Here is a 12453-nt window from a genome sequence, read left to right on the forward strand (position 1 = left end):
GGTAGATTTTTGAAATTTTATAACCTCGCGGATGCAGAAAGGCGCCCGGTTATATGCTGCTGTCGCAGAAAAGCTGCCCTATGGAATTGGCGTAATAGGCAAGAATGGGTCGTTCCTCAGGAACTGCCTCGATGCCGTAGGCCGTTTCGCGGACAAGATCGCGTCGTTCAAGGATTCGCAAACCTGTCTCCATCATGTCGGTAGCATCGTCACTAGGCAATCTGAGGTGGCCACGCGCCAACTCCTTCTCCATCAGCTTAAGCCGCGATTCCAGCTCGGCCCGGGGTATCGGCGCGTCAGCTTGCAGCAGCGCCCGCGCCAGAAGTGGGACCGGCAGTATCGGTACTTCGTCACCGATACGCTGCATCAGCAGGTCTGCCAGGTCTTCGATACTTGCACCGGGATGCTTCTCTTCGAAATCCGCCAGAGAGATCGGCGGTCCGAAACTTGCCGCCGCATAGCCATGCCGGTGATAGCGGCGCGTGATCCAGCGCCAGATCTGTTTCAGAACGAAAAGTCCGACAACACTGATCCGCGCGCGGAATCGCCGCTCGCCGGACTGTCCCGCAGCGACGAGGATGCGGTCTTCGAATACCCGGTCATAATTTACCGCAACCGGAACGAATACGACGTCCCGTTCGCCGGGGGTGCGTTCTTCCACGATGTATTTCAAAAGACCCAGCTTGGGTGGGGCAAGCTTGCCATCAAGGCTGAGCCCGCCTTCCGGATAGAGCGCCTGTGTCACGCCGCCATCGGTGGCGAGTCCGACATAACGCGACAGAACCCGCCTATAAAGCGCGTTGCGCGACCGGCGGCGGATGAAGTACGCGCCCATGGCCTTGATTAGGCGGGAAAGTGGCCAGACCCGGGCCCATTCTCCAACGGCATAGCTGAGCGCAGAACTTTCGGCGGCGAGCCATGTGACAAGCACGTAATCCATGTTCGAGCGATGGTTCATCACGAAGATCACGGTCGCCTTGGGGTCGATATCGGCGATCCGTTCATCATGAAACCGGCTTAGCCGCACGCGGTAGAGTGCGAGGCTCAGGTATTTGGCGAAGCGGATCGCGATGGTGAAATAGGCCGTTGCCGAAAAACTTGGAACGATTTCACGGGCGTATCGACGCGCCTGTTCGAAGGCGACATTCTCGGGCACCTTGTTTTTCCGGGCATATTCCGCGATGGCGCGGCTTACCTCGGGGTCGTAGATGAGCCGTTGGATCATGTCGAAGCGCCGGGCCAGTTTGAACGGTTCGATCGGTCGTTCGAGCCGGGTATTCAGTCGCGCCACCACGCGTTCCATGCGTTTGCGGAAGAACCAGCGCACGGAGGGAAACAGGAAATGCGAGGCAAAAGTCACGGCCGCGAAGACGACGATCAGACCGAAAAGCCAAAGCGGCAGGGTGATCTCTTTACCCATCACCGTCCCCGGTCATCCGTCTCCTGCAGGACGCGGCCACCCGACATGCGCGACGGCGCGATTTGTCCGATGGGCGCGACCCCTGACGCGGCTCGCCAGGACGCGCGTCTTGCCGGTCCCGTTTCTGAGAATTGTACAACATGCACCAAACCTTAGACGGGACTTGTGCAAAATGTACATTCTGAATGCGCGCCGTCGCCGCAGCTTTGGAGCGGTGTTTTCAGGATTGTCGTTGCCCACCCTGTCATGCCGCAATGCAGCGAATTGACAGCGCCATATTATTCCGAATAGGTTCGCCCGGAAGAAAGAAAATTGCGCAATCTGATTCACGAGGTCGCCCCATGTCGCAGACGCAGAAAGAGCAGACCAAGGACCGTCCCTGGCTTATCCGGACCTATGCGGGGCACTCGACGGCGAAAGCGTCGAATGCGCTTTATCGTGGCAACCTCGCCAAGGGCCAAACGGGCTTGTCCGTGGCCTTCGATCTGCCGACGCAAACGGGCTATGATAGCGACCACGTGCTCAGCCGGGGCGAGGTGGGCAAGGTTGGCGTGCCGGTCTGCCACCTGGGCGACATGCGGACACTCTTCGACGAGATTCCGCTGGAACAGATGAACACCTCGATGACGATCAACGCCACCGCGCCGTGGATTCTGGCGCTTTACGTGGCCGTTGCCGAGGAACAGGGTGCAGATGTGTCGAAGCTGCAAGGCACGGTGCAGAATGATCTCATCAAGGAATATCTCAGCCGCGGCACATATATCTGCCCGCCGAAACCGTCGCTGAAGATGATCGGGGATGTGGCCGAATACTGCTACACCCATATTCCGAAGTGGAACCCTATGAACGTGTGTTCCTACCACTTGCAAGAGGCCGGCGCCACGCCGCAACAGGAACTGGCCTTTGCCCTGGCCACTGCTTGCGCGGTGCTGGACGAACTGCGCCCGCGCGTTCCGGCGGAGGATTTCCCGGCTCTTTGCGGGCGGATCAGCTTTTTCGTGAATGCCGGCATCCGGTTCGTCACCGAGATGTGCAAGATGCGCGCCTTTGTGGATCTTTGGGACGAGATTTTGGCGGAACGCTACGGCGTCGAGGATCCGAAATTCCGCCGGTTCCGATATGGCGTTCAGGTGAACAGTCTCGGTCTGACTGAGCAGCAGCCGGAAAACAATGTCTACCGTATACTGATCGAAATGCTGGCGGTGACGCTATCCAAGAAGGCCCGCGCGCGTGCCGTACAACTGCCCGCGTGGAACGAGGCGCTTGGCCTTCCGCGCCCATGGGACCAGCAATGGTCGATGCGGATGCAACAGATTCTGGCCTACGAGACCGACCTTCTGGAATTCGACGACCTATTCGATGGCAATCCCGCGGTGGACGCCAAGGTCGAGGAACTCAAGGAAGGCGCGCGCCACGAATTGGAAACGCTGGACGGCATGGGAGGGGCCATTGGAGCGATCGAGTATATGAAGGCGCGGCTTGTGGACAGCAACGCCGACCGGCTGGGCCGGATCGAGGCGGGCGAAACCGTGGTTGTCGGCGTTAACAAATGGACGACGACCGAACCTTCGCCGCTGCAGACCGAGGATGGTGGGATCATGGTGGTCGACCCGGCTGTCGAGGCGGAGCAAGTGGCGCGTCTCAACGCATGGCGGCAGGAGCGGGACGCCGGGGCGGTCAAAGAGGCGCTTGCCGATCTGCGCGCGGCGGCCCGGGCGGGTAAAAACATCATGCCCGCATCAATCAAGGCCGCCAAGGCTGGGGTTACGACGGGCGAATGGGCCGAACAGATGCGCGAGATCCACGGCCAATATCGCGGACCGACCGGCGTGTCGGCCAGCCCGTCGAACAAGACCGAGGGTCTTGACGATATCCGTAACGCGGTGGCCGCGGTGAGCGACAGGCTGGGCCGTCGCCTGAAGTTCCTGATGGGCAAGCCGGGGCTGGACGGTCACTCCAACGGCGCGGAACAAATCGCATTCCGGGCCCGCGATTGTGGGATGGATATTTCCTATGAGGGCATTCGCCTGACGCCGGAAGAGATTGTGAACGCCGCGCTGGAGGATCAGGCGCACGTCATCGGCCTATCGATCCTGTCCGGATCGCACATGCCTCTCGTCGAAGAGCTGTTGGAGCGGATGCGCGCGGCTGGTCTTGGCGACGTGCCGCTGATCGTGGGCGGGATCATTCCCGACGACGATGCCCGACGTCTTTTGGAAATGGGTGTGGCGCGGGTCTATACGCCGAAGGATTTCGAATTGAACACGATCATGATGGATATCGTAACGCTTGCCGATCCCAAGGCGGTCGCGGCGGAGTAATTCCCCGCCGCAACCATTCCCGCTTATTGCGTGGTCGTCTCGTTCTCGCTGTCGTCGCGCAGCTCGGCGATCTGCGCCATGATGCGATCGTTGAGGTCGCCATCGGCCTGCGCGGCCTTGTCGATTGCGATGTAATCCGAAATCGACATGTTCTCGACGCTGTCCACGGCTTCGACCACGGCTGCGTTGGCCTGGTCGATCAGCGCACTGCGCGCCTCGCCGTCGGTCGTTGCCTCGATCTTGGGCATGTAGGTCACGCGCACACGCTCGATGGCGATAAGCGCATCCACAAAGGCCGAAACCTGCGTGTCCGTCACCTGGTCCGCGGTAAGACCCGGGGTCGGCTGGATCTCGGACAGGGTTTTCGGCGCCGGGGTTTCTGTCGCCTCTTGAGCGACAAGCGGCGTGGCGATGGCCGTGGTGGATATCAGTGCGGCGGTGAGCATCGGTTTGAAGGTCATCTGCATCATCCTTTTCGATCTGAGTCAGGTTCGATCTGAATCTGGGGCGCGGTGTCCCCGGTTGGTCTTGCTGCACATGGCCCGCCCGGCGGGGGTTTACAAATCGGTCAGCGGAAAAATGCTGGCCCTCGGGAGGTGTTCGGCGCAGATTACGCGCAGTCGCTCAATCGAGGATGTTTCGACATGACGCTTCGCATTCGCCCCATCATGGCCTCTGACAAGCCCCGCTGGGCCGAGCTGTGGCGCGCGTATCTGGATTTCTACGAGACGACGCTGCCTGACCGGATCTACGACACGACTTTCGCGCGGATCTGTTCGCCGGTGCATGAGGATCAGCACGGTCTTTTGGCGATCCGGGACGAGGTGCCTGTCGGATTGGTGCATTACATCTACCACGCGCATAATTGGCGCGAGGAGCAGGTCTGCTATCTGCAGGATCTCTATGCTGCGCCCGAGGCGCGGGGCACCGGCGTTGGCCGCGCGCTGATCGAGGCGGTCTATGCCGCCGCGGATGCTGATGGGCGGCCTTCGGTCTACTGGATGACGCAGGAGTTCAACCAGACCGCGCGGCAGCTCTACGACCGGATCGGCCAGGTCACCCCGTTCATCAAGTACCAGCGGTCATGAGCCTGCATATCGGCGCCGCAGAGGGCGACATCGCGCCCACGGTCCTGCTGCCGGGCGATCCGCTGCGGGCGAAATGGGCGGCCGAGACCTTTCTCGACGATGTCCGACAGGTGAACGCCGTGCGGGGCATGCTGGGTTTCACAGGCACGTGGGCGGGGCACCCGGTTACTGTGCAGGGCAGCGGCATGGGCATGGCGTCGCTGTCAATTTACGTGAACGAACTGATCCGGGATTATGGGGTCAAGCGGATCCTGCGCATAGGATCCTGCGGGGCGATGCAGCCCCATGTCGGTCTGCGCGATGTCGTTCTCGCCCAGACCGCGAGTGCCGTGAGTACGCCGTCGGCCACGATCCTGCGCGAGCTGTCTTTTGCGCCCTGTGCCGACTGGGGCCTGCTGCGGGCCGCGGCCCGGGCGGCAGAGACGCGGGGTACGCGGCATCACGTGGGCGGCATCTATTCCTCGGACACGTTTTACGACGAGCGCCCTGACCTGACCGAGCAGTTGATCCGGCATGGGACGCTTGCCGTGGAGATGGAAGCGGCCGAGCTTTATACGCTGGCGGCCCGCCACGGGGTGCAGGCGCTTGCGGTCCTGACCGTCTCTGACCACCTGCAGACCGGTGCGGCGCTTGACAGCGGCGCACGCGAGCGCAGCTTTGGGGACATGGTGCAGATCGCGCTGTCCGCGGCGTTTCCCGAAACGCCGGATATTTGATTAGTTCGGTTAGGAAGACCCGGGTTAAGGCCGGGAGGTGCGCGGTCAGTCGTAGCTGCGCAGATCCTCGATCACCAGCCCGTCATTGGGCAGGCTGCCCGGCGCCACGACCTCGATCCGGCCCCGGAGCTTGAGTGTCTCCTGTACCGCGTCTTCCAAGGCGGCGGCGTCGATCCCTTCGGCCTCGATCTTGACGGTCATAGCGTCCATCTCGCCGTCGCGGCTTGCGACGACGCGCGCGCGCAGGATGGCGTCGTGCCGCGCGACCAGCGCGGCGACCTGTTCGGGGCGCACAAACATGCCCTTGATCTTGGTCGTTTGATCGGCGCGGCCCATCCAGCCCTTGATCCGCAGGTTGGTCCGGCCGCACGGGCTTTGGCCCGGAAGGACGGCGCTGAGGTCTCCGGTCGCGAAGCGGATAAGCGGATAATCGGGGTTAAGCGTCGTCACCACGACCTCGCCCACCTCGCCCGGGGCGACGGGATTGCCGGTGCCGGGGGTGACGATCTCGACGATCACGCCCTCGTCGACGGTCATGCCGTCCTGGGCGGGACTTTCATAGGCGATGTTTCCAAGATCGGCCGTGGCATAGCATTGCAGACAGGTGATGCCGCGCGCCGCGTAATCCTGCCGCAAGGAAGGAAAGAGGGCGCCGCCGCTGACTGCGGCCTTGGTGATTTTCAGCGGCAGGCCCATCTCTTCGGCCTTGTCGAGAATGACCTTCAGGTAATCCGGCGTTCCGGCATAGGCTGTCACCCCGATGTTATGTGCCGCCAGCGCCTGCAGCTCGGTCTGGCCGGTACCGGCGGGCAGCACCGCGGCCCCGACCGCGCGCGCGCCGTTCTCGAAGATCATGCCGGCGGGGGTCAGGTGATAGCCGAAACAGTTCTGCACGATATCGCCGGGCCCGACGCGGCAGGCATGCAAGAAGCGCCCGATGCGCCACCAGTCATGGCTCGTTCCACCGGGTTCGTAGATTGGGCCGGGGCTTTGAAACACATGCGCGAAAGCGGCGGCCGGTTTCCCGGTGTAGCCGCCGAACGGGGCGGCCGCCTTTTGCGCCGCGCCCAGAGTATCCTTGCGCAACACGGGCAGAGTCGCGAGGTCCTCGACAGATACAATGGCATTTATATCGACCTCGGCAAGTGTATCGGCATAGCCGGGCAAGCCCTTTGCCCGTGCGATCTGGTCTCGCAGGGCGCCGGATTGCTCGGTCGCGCGCGCCTCTGGCGACCGGGTTTCGAGATCGTCGAAAAACTGGGTCATATCGGCATCCTTTCGCCGTTTCGGGGGGAGGCGAGGGCGTTCCAAGTTGCGGAATGACGTAAGGTCAAGCTAAAAAGGTGTGCATCCGTATGCCGAACCGATGATCCGTTACGACACGAAAGGACAGCCCGATGCCCCATGATCACGCCGGGGTGCTGGATCACGATACCAAAACGCTTGACGCCCGCATCCTGTTTCACCCCGACTTGCAGACTATGGAAGCGGATTTCTCCGATCTTCATTTCGAAACCAGCCAGATCGTCAATCAGGTCTATGACAGGCTTGAGGCGCGCATTGCCGAAACGGGCGAACCGCTTTGGTTCTTTCTGGTCAATCTCAACAGGACGCGGATCGATCCTGCCGCATGGACCGCCTATTCCCGGCGGGGCCGCGCGCTCAACAAGGCGCATTCGATGGGCTCGGTGCGGTTTGACGCCTCGCCCGAAACCGCCGCCCAGATTCTTCGTGCTGCTAACACCGAGGCGTTCGATCCCAATCTTTTCACCAATCGCGACGATGCGATCGCCCGTCTGAGCGAGATGCCGAGCACGCGCCGGGCCAAGATTAAGCATGATCCGAATCTCACCATGCCCGACATGGTGCGCCGAATCCGGTTCGACACAGACCGTGTGATCATGCATGTCGATTTTTCGCACCTTACCTTTCACCACAGCCGCGACGTGAATGATTTTTACGACCACATCGAGGAACGCATCAAGGCAACGGACCGTAGATGGTTCTTTCTTGTCGATCTCAACGGTTGCGAGATTCTGCCCGCGGCGTGGATTCAATACGCGATGCGCGGCAAGCGGCTTAACGAAGCCGCGTCGCTTGGTACGGTGCGCTTCGCGGCCGGGTTCGAGACCGAGGAAGACATCCGCCTGCGCGCCGAAAGCCAGAGCTTCCGCCCCAATATCCGGAACACGCGCGACGAGGCGCTCGACCTGATCGAAGACATGCGGGCAAGTCTGAGCCACTCCTGACCCCTCAGCTCAGCCACCTTTTGCGGCGGCGATAGCTGCGCACCTCGCGAAAGCTTTTGCGGCCCTCATCGGACATGCCGAGATAGAATTCTTTTACGTCCGGGTTTTCGCGCAATTCCTTGGCGGGGCCGTCCATCACCACGCGGCCATTCTCAAGGATGTAGCCGTAATGCGCAAAGCGCAGCGCCACGTTGGTGTTCTGCTCGGCCAGAAGGAAGGTATAGCCCTCTTCCTCGTTCAGGGATTTGACGATGCCGAAGATCTGTTCGACCAGCTGCGGGGCCAGCCCCATCGAAGGCTCGTCCAGAAGGATCGTCTCGGGCCTGGACATGAGCGCGCGCCCGATGGCGCACATCTGCTGTTCGCCGCCCGAGGTATAGCCCGCCTGGCTTTTGCGGCGTTCCTTCAGCCGCGGGAAATATTCGTAAACAAGGTCCAGATCCTTTTCGATCTCGGCCTTGGTCGACCCGCGCGTATAGGCGCCGGTTAACAGGTTTTCTTCAACCGTCAGATGCTCGAAGCAATGGCGGCCTTCCATTACCTGAATGACGCCCTTTTTCACCAGATCGGACGGGACGAGATCCTGCACACGTTCGCCGCGATAGCGGATGTTGCCCTTGGTCACCTCGCCGCGTTCGGAGCGCAGAAGGTTCGAGATCGCCTTGAGCGTCGTGGTCTTTCCCGCGCCGTTTCCGCCTAGAAGCGCGGTGATCCCGCCCTTAGGCACGCTGAGGCTGACGCCTTTCAACACGAGGATCACGTGATTGTAGATCACCTCGATATTGTTGACTTCCAGCAGGTTCTCTTCTGTCTCAACAGCGGCCTCGGCCATGATCCAACTCTCCCGCGTCGCGACCGGGGCGCTTTTCTGCGACCGGCGGCGATTTTTTCGTTCATCAGATGCCTGGTAATCCCGGCCGCGACCGAGGCCGCGACCGGGTGTGTTTGTGCCGCCTTCAGCAGCCCGGCGTGATGCCGTTCTCTGCCGCGAAGGCCTGCGAGTCCTCTTCCACCAGCGGGGCCAGGATTTCCTGATCTGACTGGTAGTAGTCGGTGATCAATTCGAACTCACCGGCCTCGGCGTTCCACTGCGATACGGCGCCAAAGCCGTTGCCGCCGTGGTTTTCACAGCTGACGGTGAATTCCGGCCCGAAGTTCGGCAGGCCGAGCGCGGCCATCTTCGCCTCGGTCATCTCGAGGTTTTCCATGCCGTCGCGCATTTGGGCTGCGTTGATCGCGGCGGTGCCGTGCATCTCTTGCGCGGTCTTGATCGCCTCTGCGGCCAGCATCGCAGCGTACATTCCGCGGTTATAGAGGACGGTGCCGATCTGGTCGCCCGCGCCCGCGGCCTTGCCGGCGTCCACGACATGGGTCTGGATGTCGTCATAGACCGGGTAATCCGAGCCGAGGTTGTGGAAGGTCAGGGCCTTGTAGCCATTGGCCCTTTCGCCGGCGGCCTTCACGTCATTTTCAGAGCCGGACCACCAGATCCCGATGAAATTTTCCATCGGGTAGCGGATATTCACCGCTTCCTGGATGGCGACCTGGTTCATCACACCCCAGCCCCACATCAGCACGTAATCGGGGCTTTCGCGGCGGATCTGCAGCCACTGCGACTTCTGCTCCTGGCCGGGATGGTCGACGGGCAGAAGGGTCAGGTTATAGCCGTGCTTCTCTGCAAGGCTTTCCAGCGTACGGATGGGTTCCTTGCCATAGGCGGAGTTGTGATAGACAAGCGCGACCGTCTTGCCGGAGATATCGCCGCCGTTCTGGTCGAGGATGTGCTTGACCGCCAGCGAAGCGCCGTCCCAGTAGTTGGCCGGGTAGTTGAAGACCCACTTGAAGACCTCACCGGCCTTGGCCGAGGTCCGCCCATACCCCATCGTGTGAAGCGGAATGCCGTCGGCGGTGGCTTTCGGGATCAGCTGATAGGTGATGCCGGTCGAGAGCGGTTGGTAGACAAGCGCGCCTTCGCCCTTGGTCGCTTCGTAGCATTCGACGCCTTTTTCGGTGTTATAGCCGGTCTCGCACTCGATGAGGTTGATCATCTCGCCGCCGATGCCGCCGTCGCGTTCATTGAGGAGTGTGAAGTAATCCTGATAACCGTCCGAGAACGGGATCCCGTTCGCGGCGTAAGGCCCGGTGCGATAGCTCGTGTCGACGATGGTCAGGTCCGCCAGCGCGGGACCCGTCGCCATCAGGGCCGCAACGGCAGCCCCCAAAATCTTGCGTCTCATCGGCATGTATCCTCCCTTGGTTTTTGTCCGATGTTATGTAGGGCGTGCTTCAGCGCGCCACACCTCCGGCCCCGCCCTAGTGCGGGAAGGGCCACAGTCTCAATTTCTCTTTTGCCACGCGCCAGAGCTGGGCAAGTCCATGCGGTTCGGCGATGAGGAAGACCACGATTAGCCCACCCACGATCATAAATTCCAGATGTGCGGCCAGGTCGGTGGGCCATCCGAGCGTGCCCACGAGCACGTTTTTCAGCAGCACCGGCAAGAGCACGAGGAACGCCGCCCCCGCAAAGCTGCCGAAGATCGAGCCGAGCCCGCCGATGATCACCATGAAGAGCACGAGAAAGGACTTGTTGATGCCGAAGGCCTCGCCGACCTCAACGGCGCCCAGATAGACCGCAAAGAAAAGCGCGCCGGAAAGACCCACGAAAAAGCCCGAGATCGCAAAGGCCGACAGCTTGGCGCGCAGCGGGTCCACGCCGATGATTTCGGCGGCGATATCCATGTCGCGAATGGCCATCCATTTGCGTCCCGCCATGCCCCGCGTCAGGTTGCGCGCCAGGATCGCACTTGCCGCGCAGAACACCAGACAAAAGAGATAGGCCGCCCATGGCAGTGTCTCGGCGCCCGTCACGGCCACGCCAAAGATTTCGCGCTCCGGTGCGCTGATCTGGCCCGAGGCGGAATAGTTGTAGAACCACGGCACGCGGTTGAAGAGCCAGACCAGGAAGAACTGCGCCGCCAGCGTCGCCACGGCAAGGTAAAACCCCTTGATCCGCAAGCTTGGCAAGCCGAAGAGTACGCAGACGATGGCCGTGATCCCCCCCGCCGCGATCACGTGAAAGAAGATCGAGACCTCGGGAAAGCCGGTCATGAGCTTGTAGACCGCGTAGGCCCCCACCGCCATGAACCCGCCCGTGCCCAGGCTGACTTGTCCGCAATAGCCTACAAGGATGTTCAGGCCGATGGCCGCGATCGAGTAGATCAGAAAGGGCAGGAAGACCGCGTTCACCCAGTAATCGTTGATGACGAAGGGAACGATGGCGAAGGCGATGAGCAGCACCACGTAATAGCGATACCGATCGAACTTGATCGGGAAGGTCTGGCTGTCGTCCACATAGGACGTTTTGAAATCGCCGGCCTCGCGGTAAAACATGCTAGATGACCTCCCCGTGAATGTCGTCGTCTTCGGATTTCGCCACGCGGTTGGCCGGGCGGGCATAGCCGGTTTCCTCGGCATGGCGCACCAGCCAGAGGTAACACAACATCCCGACGCCGCCGCCCAGAGCGGCCAGAAGGGCCGCAATGACCATCTGGCCGGTATTGCCGGCCTCGGCGCTGAAGGCGAGGTAGCCGAAGGCCCAGAATCCGGCCCAGGCGACCACGTTGGCGATGGCGATCAGTTTCTGCATGGCCTCAGACCCTCTCGATGATCTTTTCGCCGAAAAGGCCCTGCGGCCGGAAGACGAGGAAAATGAGCGCCAGAACATAGGCGAACCAGATCTCGGTTGCACCGCCCAGATAGGGCGCGCCGATCGCGAATTCGAACAGCTTTTCGCCCACGCCGATGAGAAGCCCGCCAACAATGGCGCCGGGGATCGAGGTGAAGCCACCAAGCATGAGCACGGGAAGCGCCTTGAGCGCAATGAGAGAGAGCGAGAACTGTACGCCCGACTTGGTGCCCCACATGATGCCCGCGACCAGCGCCACGAAGCCCGCAAGCGACCAGACCATCACCCAGATGAAGTTGAGCGAGATCCCCACCGACAGCGCCGCCTGGTGGTCGTCGGCCACGGCCCGCATCGCGCGGCCCTGCTTGGTGTATTGTGCAAAGACGATCAGCGTGAACACGAGAGCCGCGGCAATGACCGTGGCCACGATGTCGAGATTGTCGATAAAGAAGCCGTAATCGAAGATGTTATAGGTCACCTCGTCGATCACCGGGTTGATGCCCTGCGGCAGGCCCACGTTCAGCGTCTTGATGTCCGAGCCCCACATCATGTCCCCGAAGCCTTCGAGGAAATAGGCAAGGCCGATCGTGGCCATGAAGAGGATGATCGGCTCCTGGTTCACGAGATGTTTGAAAATCAGCGTGTTCACCACCCAGGCAAGCGCGATCATCACCACCATTGTCAGAAGGATCGCGGCGAAGGCCGGCACGTGCCAGCCGAAATGGTGGATCTCCGTGCCGAAAGTCGCGTTGATCAGGTGAGAGAAGGGCACCTGGCCCTCCATGATGCCCACCAGCGTGAGCGCGGCGAACAGCGCCATCACGCCCTGTGCGTAGTTGAAGATGCCGCTGGCTTTGTAGATCAGGACGAAGCCAAGCGCCACGAGCGCGTAAAGCACCCCGGCCATCAGCCCGTTCAGAAAGACCTCGATCCCCCAGATAAACTGCTCAGGCATGCCGAACCCCCCTTGTCGC

Annotated in this window: 12 protein-coding genes; 4 read left to right on the top strand and 8 right to left on the bottom strand. The window is 61.5% G+C overall.

Going from position 1 to position 12453, the window contains the following annotated elements:
- Positions 1–49 precede the first annotated feature (49 nt).
- Positions 50–1420: a 1-acyl-sn-glycerol-3-phosphate acyltransferase gene (locus EZV60_RS15535; protein ID WP_135506528.1), complete on the bottom strand. Its 1371-nt coding sequence runs from the start codon at positions 1418–1420 to the stop codon at positions 50–52.
- A 341-nt stretch (positions 1421–1761) separates the two neighbouring features.
- Between EZV60_RS15535 and EZV60_RS15540 the strand changes: the two genes are divergently transcribed.
- Complete coding sequence (locus EZV60_RS15540; RefSeq protein ID WP_135506529.1) at positions 1762–3741, top strand: protein meaA; 1980 nt, start codon at positions 1762–1764, stop codon at positions 3739–3741.
- 23 nt (positions 3742–3764) lie between these two features.
- Here EZV60_RS15540 and EZV60_RS15545 read toward each other — a convergent pair whose 3' ends face one another.
- Positions 3765–4202 (bottom strand): DUF4168 domain-containing protein, encoded by a 438-nt coding sequence (locus EZV60_RS15545; RefSeq protein WP_167853548.1) that lies wholly within the window; start codon positions 4200–4202, stop codon positions 3765–3767.
- A gap of 183 nt (positions 4203–4385) precedes the next feature.
- Here EZV60_RS15545 and EZV60_RS15550 point away from each other — a divergent pair, with 183 nt between their 5' ends.
- Entirely contained in the window at positions 4386–4829 is a 444-nt protein-coding gene (locus tag EZV60_RS15550) for a GNAT family N-acetyltransferase (protein WP_135506531.1), read from the top strand.
- Positions 4826–5545, top strand: a complete 720-nt coding sequence (gene deoD / locus EZV60_RS15555) for a purine-nucleoside phosphorylase (protein ID WP_135506532.1) — start codon at positions 4826–4828, stop codon at positions 5543–5545. Before EZV60_RS15550 ends, deoD begins: the two co-directional genes overlap by 4 nt.
- A gap of 45 nt (positions 5546–5590) precedes the next feature.
- On the opposite strand, the gene EZV60_RS15560 is transcribed toward deoD, so the two are convergent.
- Positions 5591–6811 (bottom strand): phenylacetate--CoA ligase family protein, encoded by a 1221-nt coding sequence (locus EZV60_RS15560; protein WP_135506533.1) that lies wholly within the window; start codon positions 6809–6811, stop codon positions 5591–5593.
- A gap of 131 nt (positions 6812–6942) precedes the next feature.
- Here EZV60_RS15560 and EZV60_RS15565 point away from each other — a divergent pair, with 131 nt between their 5' ends.
- Complete coding sequence (locus tag EZV60_RS15565) at positions 6943–7794, top strand: hypothetical protein (RefSeq protein WP_135506534.1); 852 nt, start codon at positions 6943–6945, stop codon at positions 7792–7794.
- A 4-nt stretch (positions 7795–7798) separates the two neighbouring features.
- Here the strand turns inward: EZV60_RS15565 and EZV60_RS15570 are convergent, their stop codons facing one another.
- The 5 genes from EZV60_RS15570 to EZV60_RS15590 form a co-directional block, all read right to left on the bottom strand.
- On the bottom strand, positions 7799–8626 hold the full coding sequence (locus tag EZV60_RS15570; protein ID WP_135506535.1) for an ABC transporter ATP-binding protein: 828 nt from the start codon (positions 8624–8626) through the stop codon (positions 7799–7801).
- Positions 8627–8750: 124 nt separating this feature from the next.
- Positions 8751–10031, bottom strand: a complete 1281-nt coding sequence (locus EZV60_RS15575) for an ABC transporter substrate-binding protein (protein WP_135506536.1) — start codon at positions 10029–10031, stop codon at positions 8751–8753.
- 76 nt (positions 10032–10107) lie between these two features.
- On the bottom strand, positions 10108–11184 hold the full coding sequence (locus tag EZV60_RS15580; RefSeq protein WP_135506537.1) for a branched-chain amino acid ABC transporter permease: 1077 nt from the start codon (positions 11182–11184) through the stop codon (positions 10108–10110).
- Between the two features lies 1 nt (position 11185).
- Positions 11186–11440 carry a hypothetical protein gene (locus tag EZV60_RS15585; RefSeq protein WP_135506538.1) on the bottom strand — a complete coding sequence of 85 codons (255 nt, stop codon included), beginning with the start codon at positions 11438–11440 and terminating at the stop codon, positions 11186–11188.
- 4 nt (positions 11441–11444) lie between these two features.
- Entirely contained in the window at positions 11445–12434 is a 990-nt protein-coding gene (locus tag EZV60_RS15590) for a branched-chain amino acid ABC transporter permease (protein ID WP_135506539.1), read from the bottom strand.
- Positions 12435–12453: the final 19 nt, after the last annotated feature.

Source organism: Roseovarius aestuariivivens (assembly GCF_004761875.1).
Taxonomy (GTDB): domain Bacteria; phylum Pseudomonadota; class Alphaproteobacteria; order Rhodobacterales; family Rhodobacteraceae; genus Roseovarius; species Roseovarius aestuariivivens.

Excerpts from the sequence above, each read along its gene's own strand:
- EZV60_RS15535 (WP_135506528.1), bottom strand. The coding sequence starts at position 1,420 with ATGGGTAAAGAGATCACCCTGCCGCTTTGGCTTTTCGGTCTGATCGTC.
- EZV60_RS15540 (WP_135506529.1), top strand. The coding sequence starts at position 1,762 with ATGTCGCAGACGCAGAAAGAGCAGACCAAGGACCGTCCCTGGCTTATC.
- EZV60_RS15545 (WP_167853548.1), bottom strand. The coding sequence starts at position 4,202 with ATGACCTTCAAACCGATGCTCACCGCCGCACTGATATCCACCACGGCC.
- EZV60_RS15550 (WP_135506531.1), top strand. The coding sequence starts at position 4,386 with ATGACGCTTCGCATTCGCCCCATCATGGCCTCTGACAAGCCCCGCTGG.
- deoD (WP_135506532.1), top strand. The coding sequence starts at position 4,826 with ATGAGCCTGCATATCGGCGCCGCAGAGGGCGACATCGCGCCCACGGTC.
- EZV60_RS15560 (WP_135506533.1), bottom strand. The coding sequence starts at position 6,811 with ATGACCCAGTTTTTCGACGATCTCGAAACCCGGTCGCCAGAGGCGCGC.
- EZV60_RS15565 (WP_135506534.1), top strand. The coding sequence starts at position 6,943 with ATGCCCCATGATCACGCCGGGGTGCTGGATCACGATACCAAAACGCTT.
- EZV60_RS15570 (WP_135506535.1), bottom strand. The coding sequence starts at position 8,626 with ATGGCCGAGGCCGCTGTTGAGACAGAAGAGAACCTGCTGGAAGTCAAC.
- EZV60_RS15575 (WP_135506536.1), bottom strand. The coding sequence starts at position 10,031 with ATGAGACGCAAGATTTTGGGGGCTGCCGTTGCGGCCCTGATGGCGACG.
- EZV60_RS15580 (WP_135506537.1), bottom strand. The coding sequence starts at position 11,184 with ATGTTTTACCGCGAGGCCGGCGATTTCAAAACGTCCTATGTGGACGAC.
- EZV60_RS15585 (WP_135506538.1), bottom strand. The coding sequence starts at position 11,440 with ATGCAGAAACTGATCGCCATCGCCAACGTGGTCGCCTGGGCCGGATTC.
- EZV60_RS15590 (WP_135506539.1), bottom strand. The coding sequence starts at position 12,434 with ATGCCTGAGCAGTTTATCTGGGGGATCGAGGTCTTTCTGAACGGGCTG.